This window comes from Rossellomorea vietnamensis (assembly GCF_008180415.1).
Taxonomy (GTDB): Bacteria; Bacillota; Bacilli; order Bacillales; family Bacillaceae_B; genus Rossellomorea; species Rossellomorea vietnamensis_C.
Genome location: NZ_VTEI01000003.1, coordinates 589,256 through 606,746 on the forward strand (window position 1 = coordinate 589,256; position 17,491 = coordinate 606,746).

Annotated in this window: 18 protein-coding genes and 2 riboswitches; of the genes, 9 read left to right on the forward strand and 9 right to left on the reverse strand. The window is 44.1% G+C overall.

Annotated elements, in window-relative coordinates:
* The first annotated feature begins 23 nt into the window (after positions 1-23).
* From FZC78_RS08960 to FZC78_RS08985, 6 genes are all read left to right on the forward strand, one after another.
* Complete coding sequence (locus FZC78_RS08960) at positions 24-1,469, forward strand: phospholipase D family protein (RefSeq protein WP_148939349.1); 1,446 nt, start codon at positions 24-26, stop codon at positions 1,467-1,469.
* Positions 1,470-1,544: 75 nt separating this feature from the next.
* Positions 1,545-1,868 (forward strand): general stress protein, encoded by a 324-nt coding sequence (locus tag FZC78_RS08965; protein WP_148939350.1) that lies wholly within the window; start codon positions 1,545-1,547, stop codon positions 1,866-1,868.
* A gap of 357 nt (positions 1,869-2,225) precedes the next feature.
* On the forward strand, positions 2,226-2,744 hold the full coding sequence (locus FZC78_RS08970) for a CBO0543 family protein (RefSeq protein ID WP_148939351.1): 519 nt from the start codon (positions 2,226-2,228) through the stop codon (positions 2,742-2,744).
* 131 nt (positions 2,745-2,875) lie between these two features.
* Positions 2,876-3,223, forward strand: coding sequence for a YojF family protein (locus FZC78_RS08975; RefSeq protein WP_148939352.1), 348 nt, complete (start codon positions 2,876-2,878; stop codon positions 3,221-3,223).
* A 27-nt stretch (positions 3,224-3,250) separates the two neighbouring features.
* A complete protein-coding gene (bshB2, locus tag FZC78_RS08980) occupies positions 3,251-3,934 on the forward strand; it encodes a bacillithiol biosynthesis deacetylase BshB2 (protein ID WP_148939353.1) in 684 nt (227 codons plus the stop codon).
* 292 nt (positions 3,935-4,226) lie between these two features.
* The gene (locus FZC78_RS08985; protein WP_148939354.1) at positions 4,227-4,724 is read left to right on the forward strand and encodes a TetR/AcrR family transcriptional regulator; all 498 of its coding nucleotides are present in this window, start codon (positions 4,227-4,229) and stop codon (positions 4,722-4,724) included.
* A 524-nt stretch (positions 4,725-5,248) separates the two neighbouring features.
* On the opposite strand, the gene FZC78_RS08990 is transcribed toward FZC78_RS08985, so the two are convergent.
* The 6 genes from FZC78_RS08990 to FZC78_RS09010 form a co-directional block, all read right to left on the reverse strand.
* Positions 5,249-6,286: a glycoside hydrolase family 32 protein gene (locus tag FZC78_RS08990; RefSeq protein ID WP_353733566.1), complete on the reverse strand. Its 1,038-nt coding sequence runs from the start codon at positions 6,284-6,286 to the stop codon at positions 5,249-5,251.
* 11 nt (positions 6,287-6,297) lie between these two features.
* Complete coding sequence (locus FZC78_RS24255) at positions 6,298-6,708, reverse strand: hypothetical protein (protein WP_252183558.1); 411 nt, start codon at positions 6,706-6,708, stop codon at positions 6,298-6,300.
* 173 nt (positions 6,709-6,881) lie between these two features.
* Positions 6,882-8,096 carry a M20 family metallopeptidase gene (locus tag FZC78_RS08995; RefSeq protein WP_148939355.1) on the reverse strand — a complete coding sequence of 405 codons (1,215 nt, stop codon included), beginning with the start codon at positions 8,094-8,096 and terminating at the stop codon, positions 6,882-6,884.
* 36 nt (positions 8,097-8,132) lie between these two features.
* Entirely contained in the window at positions 8,133-8,960 is an 828-nt protein-coding gene (locus FZC78_RS09000) for a MetQ/NlpA family ABC transporter substrate-binding protein (RefSeq protein WP_148939356.1), read from the reverse strand.
* Between the two features lie 15 nt (positions 8,961-8,975).
* Complete coding sequence (locus tag FZC78_RS09005) at positions 8,976-9,626, reverse strand: methionine ABC transporter permease (RefSeq protein WP_148939357.1); 651 nt, start codon at positions 9,624-9,626, stop codon at positions 8,976-8,978.
* Positions 9,616-10,647, reverse strand: coding sequence for a methionine ABC transporter ATP-binding protein (locus tag FZC78_RS09010; RefSeq protein ID WP_148939524.1), 1,032 nt, complete (start codon positions 10,645-10,647; stop codon positions 9,616-9,618). The genes FZC78_RS09005 and FZC78_RS09010 overlap by 11 nt, the downstream gene beginning before the upstream one ends.
* A gap of 90 nt (positions 10,648-10,737) precedes the next feature.
* Positions 10,738-10,843: riboswitch (SAM riboswitch) on the reverse strand.
* A gap of 174 nt (positions 10,844-11,017) precedes the next feature.
* Positions 11,018-11,120: riboswitch (SAM riboswitch) on the reverse strand.
* 408 nt (positions 11,121-11,528) lie between these two features.
* Here FZC78_RS09010 and FZC78_RS09015 point away from each other — a divergent pair.
* Together FZC78_RS09015 and FZC78_RS09020 are read left to right on the forward strand one after the other, a co-directional pair.
* Entirely contained in the window at positions 11,529-11,873 is a 345-nt protein-coding gene (locus FZC78_RS09015) for a MerR family transcriptional regulator (RefSeq protein ID WP_148939358.1), read from the forward strand.
* A complete protein-coding gene (locus FZC78_RS09020; protein WP_148939359.1) occupies positions 11,870-12,319 on the forward strand; it encodes an SRPBCC family protein in 450 nt (149 codons plus the stop codon). Before FZC78_RS09015 ends, FZC78_RS09020 begins: the two co-directional genes overlap by 4 nt.
* 96 nt (positions 12,320-12,415) lie before the next feature.
* Here the strand turns inward: FZC78_RS09020 and FZC78_RS09025 are convergent, their stop codons facing one another.
* The 3 genes from FZC78_RS09025 to sda all read right to left on the reverse strand — a co-directional run bounded on the left by FZC78_RS09025 (position 12,416) and on the right by sda (position 14,988).
* The gene (locus tag FZC78_RS09025; protein WP_148939360.1) at positions 12,416-13,516 is read right to left on the reverse strand and encodes a PQQ-dependent sugar dehydrogenase; all 1,101 of its coding nucleotides are present in this window, start codon (positions 13,514-13,516) and stop codon (positions 12,416-12,418) included.
* A gap of 226 nt (positions 13,517-13,742) precedes the next feature.
* Entirely contained in the window at positions 13,743-14,618 is an 876-nt protein-coding gene (locus FZC78_RS09030; RefSeq protein WP_148939361.1) for an HAD family hydrolase, read from the reverse strand.
* 235 nt (positions 14,619-14,853) lie between these two features.
* Entirely contained in the window at positions 14,854-14,988 is a 135-nt protein-coding gene (sda, locus tag FZC78_RS09035; protein WP_187444856.1) for a sporulation histidine kinase inhibitor Sda, read from the reverse strand.
* Between the two features lie 895 nt (positions 14,989-15,883).
* Between sda and FZC78_RS09040 the strand changes: the two genes are divergently transcribed.
* Positions 15,884-17,260, forward strand: a complete 1,377-nt coding sequence (locus tag FZC78_RS09040; protein WP_148939363.1) for a YjiH family protein — start codon at positions 15,884-15,886, stop codon at positions 17,258-17,260.
* Positions 17,261-17,491 lie beyond the last annotated feature (231 nt).

The window sequence follows — 17,491 nt, forward strand, 5'->3', positions numbered from 1 at the left end:
ACTACTTATTGGAGGATAAACCCATGAAACACTTGATGAATCGGGTTAACAAGTGGAATGTCTCCGCAGCGCTCCTTGTATTGGTATTTTTTGGTACGATCGTGTATTACCAGACTCACAAGCCTCTTCCCGAGGGTACCTCCTATGAAGGACAGGTCTTTCAGACGGACGACGTGGATTTCCTCTATGACCTTTCTTTTAAAGATCATTCCGGAGAATTCCATCATGAAGGAAGAATATTTAAGAGAATCAATGAAATGATTGCGGAGGCAGAAGATTTCGTCGTCATCGATATGTTCCTTTTTAACAGTTATTATGATGGAGATCATGAGATGCCTGATTTAGCAGGTAACCTGACGAATGCTCTTATTAAAAAGAAGAAAAGCAACCCTGAAATGGAAATCGTCTTTATTACTGATCATATCAATACCACTTATGGGTCGCATCCTGCTCCTGAAGTACAGAGCCTGAGGGAAAACGGAATCAAGGTGATGTATACAGACCTGAAACCGTTAAGAGACTCCAACTATGTTTACAGTGCAGTCTGGAGAACCTTTTTCCAATGGTTCCAGTCAGAGCCGGAAGATAAGGGCTGGCTTCCAAATCCTTTGGCCTCTACCGCACCCGATGTGACAATCCGCTCCTATCTGGAATTATTGAATATAAAGGCTAACCATCGAAAAGTGGTGGTCACAGACCAGTCTGCTCTCATCACTTCGGCAAACCCTCATAATGCGAGCGGGTTTCACTCCAATATTGCCTTTGAAGTTGGAAGGCCTATCACCGGAGATATACTCAAGACTGAAAAAGCGGCTGCCCGGTACTCGGACGGACCACAGCTTCCGGATTTTCAAGGCAGCAAAGAATCGGGCGGCAGCATAAAGGTACAGGTGCTGACAGAAGGAAAAATATATAAGAGGGCATTGGCAGAGCTGGACAAGGCTGGCAAAGGAGATACCATCTGGCTGGGCATGTTCTATCTAGCCGAACGGGAAGTCATCGACGGGCTTGTCGAGGCTGCCGGCAGAGGGGCGGATGTAAGAATTATCCTCGATCCTAATCAAAATGCTTTCGGAAGCCAAAAAATGGGGCTGCCCAACATCCCTGTAGCAGCTGAACTGGAAGAGCGCGGCGAAGAAAATATTCGTATCCGCTGGTATAACACGAAAATGGAACAATACCACACAAAGCTTCTATATATAAAAAAGCCAGACAAAGCCATCATCCTTGGCGGTTCAACAAACTATACGACAAGGAACTTCGAGGACCTCAACCTTGAAACCAATCTATGGATGGAAACCCCTCTTGATCAAGAGGTCAACCAGGAAGTTTCAACCTACTTCAACAGAATATGGAGCAACGAAGACGCACTATACACTGAAAAGTACAGTGAAAAGGAATATGGAATTCCATGGCTGAAATATATCGGCTACAGAATTCAAAAACTGCTAAATTTCACCACCTATTGAGATTGTTTAATCTTCCAGCAACCGGGTAAATAGAAGATATACCGCTTCATCAAAATTATAGAGGAGGCTGTAACAATGTATAAAGTAGAAACAGTTGAAAACGGAGTACAGGCAACAAAGGTCATTGAAGGTCTGAATCGTGAAGGTTACGAGAAAGACGATATTTATATCTTTGCTCATGACAAAGAACGTTCAAAAGACCTTACAGAAGGAACACATACGGAAAGTGTCGGTATGGGCGAACAAGGAGTATTTGACTCGCTGGGCAACACGTTCAAAAAGCGTGGAGACGAGCTGCGTTCCAAAATGAGCTCCCTTGGATTAACGGATGCAGAAGCAGATCGTTACGAGGAAGAACTCGATAAAGGCAAAGTAGTTGTCGTCGGCAGCAAAGATTAATCTTAACCCTGAATGCAACACAACTGACTTTTATCTTAACCTGGAAAAACTTTTTATCTTAACCTGAAAATGGCTCCCTATTGGGGGTCATTTTTTTGATCACTAAAGATAGTGGCTTTTTAAAAAAACCCCTTAAGGACTCTTGCACCTGTTAATGACAAAAAGTTTCTATAAAACTGCTCTCTTTAACCTAAGGTGTCTTTCAACAAGGACACATTTAAAAAGTTGACTAATGTCACATAAAGCCTTATTGATTACCCGCTCCCTGAAGAAAAAGACTCATTTATCCCCCAAAATGAATAGAAACCCAACTCAAGGTAAAAAATGTAAAAAAGACCAAAAAGGAAGTAAGCCGGAATGCACACCTTATTATTTTTCACTTTCTTACTTGCAGTCATTAAATGGGGCGATTGGAGGAACTGGAGGGATTATTATCCGACCTTCCTCTTCTTCTTGGTGGGCGACCTGCTGTATCAATACCTGCTCTACAACAAATCAATGTGGCTTTTTCAGCCTTCATTTGATAGCAGCTACCTCCCTAATCATACGGTCATTTCTTTGATCAAAATGATCATACGGTATTGGGCAACGACGCTTATTTTTCTAGGCCGTCTTCCCCAGAACAAATCCAGGAGAATTCTCTGGATTGGCTTGTGGGTACTTATTTATTTCGGTATAGAAGTTATTGCCTTTGAAGCAGGAATGATCACCCACCATAATGGCTGGAACCTGCTTTGGTCCTTTTATTTGGATATCGTGATCTTTGTCGTTCTCAGTATACATTATAAAAATCCGCCACTTGCCTGGTTTTTATCTCTACTGAATTTAATTTTCCTTTGGAACGTCTTCGGTTTGACTATTGATATTTTAAAATGAATGATTTGCCCGGCTGACTCTGCTGATTTTTTCTGTGATAAGAATATCAGAGGCGTTGTTTTCGCATTCTATTGATGATTTTAGTAAAATGGAAAGTAATCAGATTGATTTATCGGATAAGGAGGCAGAGTATGGAACCTATAACGCTGGCAAAGGTTCAGGGCCTGATCAATGAATTCGCCCGAAAAGATGTCTATATACATTTAGAAACGACCAACGGAGCATATGCCTCACACTTCAAAGAAGATTTCTTCTCTGCAGGAGCATACATACGGAACGCATTCGTAAATTATGAGCACGGAAAGATTGTCGGCGACGGCCCTTTCAGAGCAGGATTGAAACTTGATATCGGCTGGATCTACGCGGAAGGCCTCACCCATTTTGAAAAAACAGACAAGAACCAGCTGCTGATGGCAGGTCACGACCATGATGGCAAGCTCGCAGTGGCTCTGCAGATCAGTCCAACACCTTTTGAGTAGGCACAGCCATTTTTAGGAGGTTACAGTATGCAAAAAGAAAATCACGTTCTCGTTATATTTCCTCATCCAGATGATGAAGCTTTCGGGGTTTCGGGGACGATTGCAAAGTTTATTAAAGGCGGCACCCCTGTTACCTATGCATGCCTGACACTCGGGCAAATGGGCCGGAACCTAGGGAACCCACCCTTTGCTACAAGAGAATCCCTTCCACTCATCCGCAAAGAAGAACTGAAAGAAGCGGCAGAAGTGATGGGGATCACAGATCTGCGTATGATGGGGTATCGTGATAAAACCCTTGAGTTCGAAAATGATGAAAAACTCTCGAACATGGTGACAGAACTGATACAGGAATTAAAACCCTCCCTGATCATCACTTTCTATCCAGGATATTCTGTCCACCCTGACCATGAAGCAACCGCACGGGCAGTTGTCAGGGCAGTCCGCCGCCTTCCCAAAGCAGCTCGTCCAAAGCTTCACTGTCTGGCTTTCTCAAATAATTGCCAGGAATTCATCGGGAAACCGGATGTTGTCTATGACATTACTTCTGTAAAAGATCAAAAGATAGCGGCCATGAAAGCGCACAGCTCCCAGACAGCCTGGATGCTTCCGCAGATTGAAGAAGGCATTGCTGCACAGGATCCGGAAGCATTGAAGTGGGTTACTACTGAGCACTTCTGGACCTATCAGTGGGAAAATGACAGCGTGGAATAAACCATGTCTTACATTCTCTATTGAGAAATAGAAGATCAAAAGAATGAACGCCAGCCAGCAGACCAAATCACAAATGATTTGGTCTTTTCTTTATTCTTATCTACTTTTGTTTTGGGGAAATCAATTGGCTTCTAGTAAAGTTTTTGGGCCAACGAACCGACTGCATGCTGGAGATAACGGACATGAAATTAAACTAGGCAGTCCACTCAATTAAAAGGTTGAAGCCACGCTTTGGTAAGTGTCTCCATCGGGAAACCATCAAATTTTCTCCAAATCTTTAGTATCTCTATTGGTGCTTGCAAAAGACTCCCCCTCAGCAGACGTGGCAGAAGGGACGATTTTCCGCCATTACAAAACGAAAAAAGATTTATTACTTTCGATTATTGCACCGACTATGGCTAAGCTAATTGCACCTTTTGTCATGCGTGATGTCAATAAAGTCCTGAATACAAAACATGAAAAGTATGAGGATTTTTTGAAAGCCATGATCTTGAACCGCCAGGCTTTCTTGAGGGAAAATATGAGTGCGTTCCGGATCTTGATACAGGAAATTCCTTTTCATCCCGAACTGAAGGAACAATTCAAGGAGCATATTGCTGAAAAGGTCTTCCATCGTTTTCAGCACTTAGTTGACTTCTATAAAGAAAAAGGCCAGATCATTGAGCTGCCGACAGAAGCTGTTATTCGCTTCACTGCTTCCAGTGTATTCGTCCGGCATATATTCCTGCCTGAGGCGAAATGGGATGATGAAAAAGAGATCAATATGATTGTTCATATGATTATGGAATAGGAGCACAGGAGTTAGCGGAAGTGGTTAGAGGAAAATCTTAAGAACATAGCGGGAATTGGTTCAAAATTCGATTAATCATTGATGTAGGAGGATTGATGTACTTCGCTGGCTGAGTGAGGTACATCAAAAGAGGAAATTCTTAAGATGATGTACTTCGCTGGCGGAGCCAGGCACATCAAAAGGGGAAATTCTTAAGATGATGTACTTCGCTGGCGGAGCGGGGTACATCAAAAGAGGTAATTCTCAAGATCATGTACTTCGCTGGCGGACCGCGGCATCAAATTCAAGAGGGATGCCCCTTAAATGGGCATCCCTCTTTGTCATGTACAGGTGAAAATAACTTCTTTTTACAAAGCTGTTTTCGCATGTATTGTTGCTTTCGGATATCCCCGGATACTAAGAGTTTTTATTTCAATGGAGGAGAGCAGCTCTTTTCTTTTCGATTTTACCGTATTTTTTCCTTCTTAAGATTGATATTTTTCGGAATTAATATCAAATAGCAACAAAGTTTCGAAAAGAGCCTTTTACAAATCCCACTTATCCACTTGCAGCAATTCAATCGAATCATCACAGAAGAACCTGATTTGTGACGAGTCTTTTTGCGGGTAAATCCTGGCTGTCATGACTTTTTCACCGCCATTGATGAATATTTCAACAGAAGAATGGTCTATGAAAATGTTAAGTTTCAGAAGGTTTTCATCAAGTTCAACCTCGGCTTTCCTGACGCCTCCGGGGCCTTTCCCGGCAAGGCTGCGGTCGAGCGCAACGCTTCTCTCTTCTTTAATATAAAGAAGTTCCGTTTCCTCTTTGTGTCCGGCTCTTAGTTTCATACCGAATTGTGTAGCTTCTTTTGCATCAATTGTGACCTTCAGTTCCACAGTATTTCCCTCTACGCCGGGAAGTGACGTTTCACCTTCAACGGTCACACTTTTAAATTGCTTATGATTCTTCCGCCTTTTCTCCAATTCAGGAACTGGTTTGGACTTCAGTTTACCGTTTTCCAAAATTAGTTCACGCGGAATGGTCATTGCCCCTGCAAAGTTCTCATCCTGCTCCGGCATCTGGCTCTCCCACATATTCATCCAGGCAATCATGATTCTTCTCCCAGTTGGGTCTGCCATCGTTTGCGGCGCGTAGAAATCGAAACCGTAATCGAGCATTTCAAAATCACCATGTTGAAGTTGGCCTGATTCGTAATCAAGTGCTCCGATCACATAGCCGGCCTGGTGCAGGTTTTGATAAAGGTTCCCTTCCGGCTCCATTCCCTGAGGAGACATCACAAGGATGGTCCGGCCATCCATTTCAAACAGGTCAGGGCATTCCCACATAAACCCAAAATATCCTTCCCCTTTCGCTGCTACGTTGATAAACTCCCATTTAATAAGGTCTTCGGAGCGGTATAAGAGGACCTGTCCGACATGGTCTTTAGTCCGCGAACCGAGAACACAATAATAGTGATCCCCTTTTTTCCAAACCTTTGGATCTCTGAAATGATAAGGATGGATATCCCCTTCAGGAGCAGGGTCAATGACGGGATTTTCACTTATTTTTTCAAAAGTCATTCCATCCTCACTTACGGCCAGACATTGCGTTTGATATAGATCGGTATCGTGGTCCAGGCCTGTCCATTGATTCCGGTATACACCAGGTAAAGCTTCCCGTCTTTTTCTATTGCACTGCCGGAAAAACAGCCATCACGGTCATACTCTTCACTCGGAGCCAATGCAATTGGTGCCTCTTCCCAATGGGCAAGATCCTTGCTTTTAAGATGGCCCCAGTACATCGGGCCCCACTCAGGTGAAAACGGATGATGCTGATAGAAAAGGTGGTATTCTCCCTTATAACAACTGAAGCCGTTCGGATCGTTCATCCAGAAAGCAGGCGGTGACATGTGGTAAGCCTGTTTCCAGGGACTTCCACTGACCTTTTCGCGCATTTTGTTGACAGAGGCCTCAGCCTCTTCAACCTTTTTTTGGTGATTCATTGTAACCCTCCTGATTAATCAACTATGTTATTTCTATCATAAATAACGCTGTGTTTATAAACAAGGCTGCCCCTTCTCTTGAAGGTTTTCTTCCTGTGAACGATTACCTTTAACCGGCTGGAATGAACGATAAAAAAGCAGAACCCATAAGATTCTGCTTTCAACGTATACTATCAACCTTCCTGCTCGAGCTTTCTGTCCAAAAATTCCTCTTTAATCGCCGATAGCGTCTGATGGTCTGTCAGCAGCTCAAGGCCGGTCAGTGCCAGAGCTTTGGCCCCTTTAATCAGGGCTTCGTCTCCTTGAGGAGAAGCAGCAGCCTCTCTGAATGGTACTGTATGACCAACCAGATTATCCGGCCCGATTTTGATGAATGGATGGATGGTCGGCACCACTTGGCTGATATTGCCCGCGTCCGTGGAACCAAGTCCCTCCCTGTCGTTTAAATCGACCGTTTCCCCGAACTCTTCAATGACTCCCTTGAAGACATGGTCGAAGCTCTTATTCAACAGAAGGTTATCGACTTCATTTTGAAAAGCAATGACCTTAAGTTTGGCTCCGGTTGCAAGAGCCGCTCCTTCTGCCACAGCTTTCACTTTTTTGGTTACTTCGTCCAGATGGGTCCTTGTAGCTGCCCGGATAAAGAAACGGGCTTTCGCGTATTCCGGGATGATATTCGGTGCGTCCCCTCCATGGGTGATGATCCCATGGAGCCGAACCTCATCCTTCAACTGCTGTCTCAACGCATTAATTCCATTAAATAACTGGATGACTGCATCAAGGGCGTTGACCCCTTCATGGGGAGAAGCGGCAGCGTGGGCAGGGACTCCGCGGTATTCGAAGTCCAGCGGATCAACGGCAAGGGAAGTCGATGTCACTCTTGTTGAGTTGGCCGGATGAATCATCATGGCTGCATCAATCCCTTTCAGCAAACCGTGTTTCACGAAGCTTCCTTTTGCGCTGCCGTTTGGTCCGCCTTCTTCTGCTGGTGTGCCGAGAACAACCACTTCACCTCCGGTTGTATCCAGAACCTTACTCAGCGCAATAGCTGCCCCCACACTGGTTGTTCCAATGATATTGTGGCCGCAGGCATGGCCGATGCCAGGCAGAGCATCATACTCTGCGAGAAAGGCGATGGCAGGCCCTGCCTTTTCTGATTTTTTTCTTGCCAGGAAAGCTGTTTCATGACCTGCAACAGCTCTTTCTACTGTAAACCCTTCTTCCTCCAGGATATCTGAAAGAAGCTTTGAAGCGAAAAACTCTTCATTCCCGATTTCCGGCCTCTGGTGGATGCTGTGGCTCGTGGAAATGTACTTTTCCCTTTGACTTTCTACATTCTCGATAATCACACTTTTCAGATTCGTATTAATTTCTGCTGTTGAAGTCATGGCGGTTCCTCCTGTTATTGGTTTTTTGTAAGTCTATTACTCTCCAATTTCACTCAATGGAACAAATGTAGGGATCGTGCTTCCTTTGTATTCTTTTTCAATAAATTCTTTTACATCGTCCTGTTGATAAAGCTCACCAAGTTTCTGGAGTGTTTCATTATCCTTATCTTCTGCGCGGACAGCAATGATGTTGATGTATGGTGTGGCTGTTTCGCTTTCATGGAAAATGGAGTCCTCTGTCGGATTGAAACCGGCATCTACTGCGATTCCGTTGTTAATGATCGATGCCGCTACATCTGGAAGCACCCTTGGCGTCTGGCCGGCTACTACAGGGACGATTTCAAGATTTTTAGGATTATCGACGATTTTGTCTACTGCACCATTTCCGTCAAAGTCTTCCGGAAGGGTGATCAATCCAGCTTCTTGAAGCAGCAGCAACGCTCTTCCCATGTTGGTTGCTTCGTTAGGTACGGCAATTTTTCCGCCTTCCGGAATTTCATCTGCTGATTTGTACTTATCAGAGTAAATTCCCATTGGCGCAATGACCGTTGTTGCAATCGGAACTAAGTCCAAGTCATGTTCTTTCTTGAAAGCATTGAAATACGAGATAGTCTGGAAAGCGTTGGCATCAAGTTCTCCCTCCGCAAGGGCAATGTTTGGCTGGACATAATCAGAGAAACGGACGATTTCCACTTCAATTCCTTCCTTTTCTGCTTTCTCCGAAACAAAATCCCAGATGCGGTTATCGGATCCACTGACACCGATTTTCACTTTCTTTGTTTCTTCCCCGCTTGTTGAATTAGAGCAACCCGCCCCCGTCACTGCCGCTGCTAAAATGAGTAACGCCAATAAAATTTTCTTCATGAATGATTCCTCCTGTTATCTTCTTCTGATTTTTTTGGATGTAATGTTTCCGAATGTTTGAAGGCCCTGGACCATGATGACCAATATACCGACAGTGATCAGCATGACGGCTGTATCAAAACGCTGGTAGCCGTAGGTGATGGCAAGGTCTCCAAGTCCTCCCCCGCCGACTGCACCTGCCATTGCGGATGCACCGACCAGTCCGACAGTTGCAATGGTAAAAGCCAGCACCAAGGAACTTAAAGCTTCCGGTATCAAAAATTTGATGATGATCTGCCAAGGTGTGGCTCCCATCGATTCTGCTGCTTCAATGACGCCCGGCTCTACCTCCAGCAGCGAGTTCTCTATCAATCTTGCAATGTAAGGCCCTGCATAGAAGACCAGCGGAACAACCGCTGCTGCTGTACCGATCGATGTACCAACGATCAGCCTTGTCACCGGGATGATGGCGACCATGAGAATGATGAAGGGGATCGACCTGAACACATTGATAATTCCATTCAACACATTGAATACCGGCAGATTTTCCAGCAGATGTCCTTTTCGGGTCACAACCAGCAGGATTCCCAGCGGCAAACCGAGAAGCGCTGAGAACAGCAGTGAAAAAGCGACCATTTGTACCGTCTCGATGAGTGCTTCAATAATCTGTTCCTGATCAACTAGCATTTGCTTCGACCTCCTTAATTGCGACTTTTTCCTGGTTGATGTACATCAGCGCCCGGTTGATTTCACTCTCACTGCCGATGAATTCAACGATCAGATTTCCAAAAGGCACTCCTTGGAGCTCTGTGATATTGCCGAATAATACATTCGTATCGATATCAAACTTTTTAGCGATTTTTGATAGAAGCGGCTGCCCCGCTGATTCGCCTACAAAGTTGATTCTGAAAATTTTCTGCGCCCCTGCATTGTTCCGGACGATTTCCTTTATTGATTCTGGTAAATTATCATTCATCACTGTACTCACAAAGTTTCTCGCTGTAGTCGTCTTGGGTGCGGAGAAAACGTTGAATACCGAGCCTTCTTCAATGATCTTTCCAGCTTCGATCACCGCAACCCTGTCGCATATCTCACGGATGACTGTCATTTCATGGGTGATGATCAGTACAGTGATTTGGTATTCTTTATTCACCTTTCTCAGCAGCTGCAAAATCGAATTGGTTGTCTGAGGGTCCAATGCCGAAGTCGCTTCATCGCATAGCAGTATGGATGGCCTGGTGGCAAGTGCCCGTGCAATTCCTACCCTCTGCTTCTGCCCGCCGGATAACTGGTCTGGATAATAGTCCGCTTTATCGGCAAGACCGACAAAATCGAGAAGCTCCGTTACTCGTTCCTTTATAGCTTCTTTTGAGACTTTGGCAAGCTTTAGCGGCATGGCGACATTAGCAAAAACCGTTTTGGAATTCAGCAGGTTAAAGTGCTGAAAAATCATGCCGATATTTCTTTTTACAGCCCGGATTTCTTTTGGAGACAGCGTTGTAAGATCTTTGCCGTCTACAATCACACTCCCGGAAGTCGGCCTCTCCAGCCAGTTGACGCATCGGATTAAAGAACTCTTCCCCGCTCCACTGAATCCGATTACCCCGAATATTTCTCCCTCGTTTATTTTTAAATCGATGCCGTCCAATGCCCGGACCGGCACATCTCCACTTTCATACGTCTTAGTCAGTCCCTTGAATTCAATCATGTTGCTGCTCCTTTCCATTGATGAATTATCCAAATAAAAAACCTCTTCCGGAGGGAGGAAGAGGTTTATGCCCGCAGGCAAAAAGGACTCTTCTTATCTCCCAAGCTTATGCTTGCTGGATTTGGCACAGTTCTCCAAATAGGAGTCCGCTGCCGAAGCTTCATAGGGCCAGTCCCTCTGCCTCTCTCGATAAGAATTATGATTATATCTATAAGATTACTCAGAATTATAGGTATACAGTAACAACTTTCCCTCCCTGCTGTCTGTTTTATTTTTTTTGTTATACCCATGATGGATATGATAATTTCATAAACAAATAAAAAACCCTCTTCTTGAAAGCGAAGAGGGCATGATTATGTAATCCGTCCTCTTCTCATCTCTCAAGCGCTGCTTGCTGGATTTGGCACGGTACTACAAGGTAGTCCGCTGCCGAGGCTTCAAAGGGCCAGTCCCTCTGCCTCTCTTGATAAGAAGTATGGAAATTTATTCTGTTGTTTAACTTGATTTACACTTTACAACGGCAAATCTTAAGTGTCAATACATTTTCTGAAATTTTTAAATAAAAATTATTGTATGCGTTTTCTTTCCAAGGGGCTGTTTTAAGCATAGGTGGTGCGGTTTGAACGTAACGGATTGCCGCTCCAGGCGCACGACTCCCCTTATCTAATAAAAAAATTAAACTTCCCTGTAAAAATGGGCAGGACCAAAACATGGCACAGGGCGCTTCGAAGTGGTCCCTTAGCCGGCCCTTGTAACCAATTCATGGCACAAGACAATGAAAAGGAGCTGTCTATTCAGGAAATGATATATTAATACTAACTATTGACCAGGGGGTGCACCCCATAGTTTATGATTTAAATATCGGGGGGGTGGGGGGCGTTATGTACAAGATCAGTGAGTTTGCGGAAATTACAGGGCTCAGCAAGGAAACTCTCCGTTACTATGCAGAGATTAAACTGCTGGAGCCCGCTTACATCAATCCACATAATCATTACCGCTATTATGATGACGGTTCTTTTTTTCTGGCTGCCCTGCTTGTCAAACTGAGGAGCTTCGGGCTCACCATCCAGGAAATGCAGGGAGTGATGAATGACGAATCTTTCTTCAACCTTGAGGCTCTGCTGCTGGAAAAAAGAAAACTTATTGTAAAACAAATGGAAGATTTGCAGGAAAGGATTGTCGAAATTGATGTATTTATACGATCGGGAAGGGAGGAACAAGAATGATTCAATGGAGAGAGGAAACGATCATTTCTGCCAATATTGAAAAAGTATGGAACCTGTTTCGGGAAGAGAATATGCCCCGGATTATGCCTAAGGTGATCGAGAACAAGCCGGTCCACCTTACTGAAGAAGTCATTGGCTCCAAGTATCAGCAGAAATATCAAGAAGGAAAAAGAGTCGAAACGTATATTGTCGAAACGTTGGGGTACCAAGACACTGAAACTAAAAAGTACAAGCGCCTAGAGTTCGTGATTGCCAGAGCCTTTGAAGTGAATCTATCTTTCACTTTAGAAAAAGTCACTGAAACACAAACACGGTTTATCTATGAAGGCCATAATAAAGGCAGGAACTTTGTCGGCCGCGCCATGCTGAAGCTTGGAGGAAATAAAAACAATCACAAAGTCGTCCAGGATTTTATTGAATTAGTAGAAAGAGAAGCTATGAAATAAGAGGTTGTCGAATGATCCCCCTATCATTCGACAACCTCTTTATTGCAAAAATATTCATTTCTGTGTATATGTTTAACAGCTTAATTCCGCTGCCTGTCACTCTTCAGCGGCAGTGCTGCTCAACAGGGACAGCGGCACTCTGTACAGCTTGTCATCCCCTTCAGCGGGACTTCCTCTGCCATCCGTATTATTGCTGACAAAATAAAGAATTTCCTCTTCAATGAACACATCTCTTATTCTGCCAAAGCCTGATAGGACATCTTCAACCTCTCCTGAATCCAATGATAGCTTTTTCACCCCTTGTCCTCTCAGAGCCGCAAAATACAGTTGATTCTCATGGATAGCTGCTCCGGATGGGGCCCACGTGTCGTTTCCGGAATGGATTACCGGCGGCTGCATGCCGTCACGTTCTTTATCACCTGTCATGACCGGCCAGCCATAATTGGCACCCGCTTGAATCAGGTTGATCTCATCCATAGCCGAAGGACCGTGTTCTGTGCTGTAGAGCTCGCCAGCTTCAGTCCATGCCAGACCTTGAGGATTTCGATGGCCGTAACTGAACACGTAGGAATCTCCAAACGGGTTATCCTTTGGAACCGACCCGTCCAGATTCATTCTGAGGATTTTCCCGCCGAGTGATTGTTGATCCTGGGCAATGTCCTCCTCAGTCGCGTCTCCTGTTGTAATATACAGCTTATTATCGGGTCCAATTTCCAGCCGGCCGCCGTGGTGGTACTGACCGCTCGGAATATCATCAAGCAGGGTCTCACCTTCTTTCCATTCCTCTCCTTCCAGATTTAACACCACTACCCGGTTGTGAGGACTGCTGCTATTTTGGTATGTATAATAACCAAAAGCAGACGGATTATCTGGAAATTGAGGATGCAGGACAAACCCGAGAAACCCAGCCTCCGGGACTTGTGCGAGAGGCTCTTTCAGACTTACATCCATTCTGGCTGCCTCACCGTCCTTCAGCTCGATAATTCCCCCTGTCCGCTCATTAATATAGATTGTGTTTCCAGCTTTATTGATCGACCAGGGAACTTCCAGGTTTTCCGCAGCCACTTCCACATCAGGATTTTCCCTTGACGTTGTTTCCTGTGTTTCAGGTTCTCCGGGCTGTTCTGATGGAGAATTAGAGCAGGAGGCGAGCAGCAAACAGCAGAGACTAAGAGCAAACTTCATTTGTTTTTTCATTTTGCTTCTCCTTTCGATTAATGAATTTACTAGCATCCATGAGCTATGCCGCTTTACTTTGTTAAAAATATTGTATGCATAATTTAACAGCCTGCACTTGGGTCAGCAGCTTCATACAAATGCCCGCTAAAAGTGTGGGCACTGCTGATAATCCTTATAAAAAACACCCCTGAATTTTTATTCAGAGGTGTATGGTGCTATCCATTATGTACCCGTAAATACGAGTTTAATCCATGACAGGAGACTTATTTTCCATAGCATCGTATATGGCTCTTGCCACACCGTCTTCTTCATTGCTGACAGTTTTATACTTACAAAAGTCCAGAATTTCTTTTGCAGCGTTCCCCATGGCTACCGGCCTTCCGACAACCTTCATCATGGAAAGATCATTCAGATTATCGCCAACTGCCAGGGCATCTTCGGGGTTCATGCCTTTTTCTTTGATCATATCCAGCAAGGCAATTCCTTTTTGGGCATTTTCGCTTGTTACTTCCAGATTCTCACGTCCTGAAGCACTGATGGCCAATCCGCCGGCATTGCTTAGAAGATCTTTAGCCTTAGCAAGGAGGGCATCGTCAAATGAAAATACCAGGAATTTATAAACAACATTGCCATTTTCAAAAGCTTCACTGTAATCATCGACCACTTTAATATGTCCTTTTTCAAAACGTTCCTGAGCTGAATCCCTGATAGCCTGTTCAGACGTTTCCGGGTTGGCCGTTTTGAATATGTCGATTATAGACTGGATTCCTCTTTCATAATCGGCTGTATATACACCTTCGTTCGTATATAGTTCATAATAAATGCCAAGATCTTTCAGGATGCGCATCACATCTAAAGCCTTCTCCTGATCTATAGCGTTTGTCTGCATGATCTGTCCTTCCTCATTCCGGACTTCAGCACCATTCACACAAATGATTGGACAAGTTATCCCTGATTCCTGAAGGACATATCTTGCTTCTTCATAAGACCTGCCAGTCGCCACTACCACTTCAACACCTTTTTTCTGTGCGTCCAAAATGGCTCTGCGGTTTTCTTCGCTTACTTCCTGTTTTCCGTTCAGAAGTGTGCCATCCATATCACTCGCAATCAGTGTAATCATTCTATTACCTTCTTTCATATAAGGAGATTTATTTCTTTGATGAACACGGCAGGCTGTTCCTGCCTAAGGGCATTTTAACACCTTAATACTAATTTATTGTAAAGATAGGCTTGGGATTATACTGCCCTATCCTATAAGGGCTATAAAAAAAGTTACTGAAGAACTCTTCCTTTTTAAAAGCAGCATGACAGAAAACCAACCAAAAAAAAAAGAAGCTCACCTTCTAGGCAGCCCCTTATGCCGATAACAGACCGCGTCTGTTCAATTCCTGTTCAACCATATCTATAAACTCGATTACTACATCCTCTTCCACTGACCGTTGATAGACTTCCACGATCTGTTCATCTGTAAGCTCATAAAGAGATACCACACCGCTCACCTACTGTTCTAAACTGACATACTTGGCTGTTTTCCCTTTATTAGTGTTAATAAACCTTTTTTCTATATTTCTTTGTTTTTTTTTAGCATTTTTTTAACATGAATTTTTTTGCAAAGATTGTGGGTTACCCAAAATGGATTTCCGCTCCATGCGGACGACTCCGCGGGGTGTGAGGTGAAAGCAAAAGCGGAAGCGGCCCTTCAGCGACGTACAGATCTTAGGGCTCTCGCATGAGATAAAGGAATTACGAAGAGCGTTAGCGAATGAGAGGCTAGGGTGCTGGAGCTAGACGACCGCTAGTCCTACAGGAGATTCGTACATCTGCAGCGAAGATCCTCCTTAAGAATAGGGGAGGAGGGTAAAACAGCTTTGCAAAAGCAGCAGTCTTATAGCAAGGCTGTTTTCGCATACATTGTTGCTTTCGGAAAAATCCCAAGAGCCGGATTTATCCCCGGATACTAAGGGTTCTCTCTCTAATCGGGATAGCAGCTCTTTCTCTTTTCATGCTAACCAGGTTATCCCGGTGAATTAAGGTCGTTTTTCTGGAAAATAGTAACAAAGTTTACGTAAAGATCCTATAGCAAACAGCTTTTAAATACTGTTCTCGCAAAGAATGTTGTTGTTAAATAAATCGATTTCTAATCCCAGTATCGTCTATTGGACTCTATTAAATGGAAATTTTAATAAGTACAAGGCAGGGCTCTGTCTAATTTGTTTGATTTGCTTTAATATTTCGAATATAATCTCTTTTGTTTTCATGAGCAAAGAAAGGGGAAAAGGAGGGGAGGAAAGCTTGCTTGGCAGCTTGGTATTTTAAGGTATGTCTGGACAGTTGAATAAATATAAATTATCATGTATTTTATTACGTTTTTGAGGTGAAGCCACTATGGACAATGGACAATCTAATGTAAAAGTAAAAGCAAGTACGGGAAATGTACTTCTATTTCTGCTCCCGTCTCTTTTAGGTATATTTCTTTTTATGACTCCCATCCCGCAGGGTGAGGGTGTAACGATTCCGATAGCTCTGCTGTCCGGTTTTCTGCAGGATCATATAGGTCAATTTATTCCCGCTATTATGACCGGACTAATCATCATCACAGTGCTTGGCTCATTCATTGCCAAACTTTTCAAACCGGATTTCATTATGAATAATGCCTTTTTAAATAATTTATTTGCTGTAAACCTTATTTGGTTGATCATACGTTTATTCGGTGGAATATTTGCTGTAATGACCTTGTTTAAAATCGGACCGGAAATGGTTTGGGGCCCTGCCACTGGCGGTACGCTGCTAAGTGTTGATGGGCTGCTGACCATTCTCTTTTCCGTGTTTCTGTTTGCAGGCCTATTCCTGCCGCTGCTGCTTAACTTCGGTTTGCTCGAATTACTTGGTGCAGTTTTAACCAAAGTAATGAGACCGCTGTTTGGCCTTCCTGGCAGATCTTCCATCGATGCTCTTGCATCATGGCTTGGTGATGGAACGATCGGGGTTCTTTTAACGAGCAAACAATACGAAGAGGGATACTATACAAAGAAAGAAGCTGCCATCATCGGGACAACGTTCTCTGTTGTTTCCATCACCTTCAGCCTTGTTGTAATTGCTGAAGTCGGACTCGGGAATTATTTCCTTCCCTTTTATGGAGCTGTCGTCCTATCAGGGGTGATCGCTGCCTTAATTATGCCGCGCATCCCGCCTCTTTCCCGGAAGCCGAACACATACTATAACGGGCAGGATGGGCAGGATACAATGGATGTCATTCCTAAGGGGTATTCTCGCATCGGGTATGGTTTTGAGCAGGCGCTGGTTCAAGCCCGGAAGAATAATGATGTCGTGAAATTCTTCAAGGACGGGTTCAAAAATGTACTGGATATGTGGCTGGGAGTGGCGCCAATCGTCATGGCCATCGGTACAACCGCTTTAATCATCGCGGAGAATACGCCCGTTTTCAGCTGGATCGGCATGCCTTTTATCCCCATCCTTGAACTCCTGCAAGTCCCTGAAGCAAATGCGGCTTCAGAGAGTATTCTCGTCGGATTCGCAGATATGTTCCTTCCCGCTCTGTTTGCTGAAGGAATTCAGAGTGAATTGACACGCTTTGTCATCGCCAGTGTGTCCGTGACTCAGCTGATTTATTTATCAGAAGTCGGCGGTCTGCTGCTTGGCTCGAAAATCCCAGTCAGCTTTAAAGACCTGGCTATCATTTTTCTAGAAAGAACTATTATTACATTACCAATTATCGTTCTTATTGGACATCTTGTATTCTAATTCTTTTAAGGAACCCGCAAGTCTAAATAGGCTTGCGGGTTCTTTTATTTGTAAGTTAATCATTCTCAAAGATTGTGGCAGTTTTCAACTAATCATACCCTTATCTTCATGGCTCCCTGACTTATTGGTACATTTTCCAACTAATCATGGCATTATCTTTTTCACCCAATGACTTAATGGTGTGTTTTCCCATCAAACCCGCCAGTGCCATCTTAGTCTTAAGTTATTAGT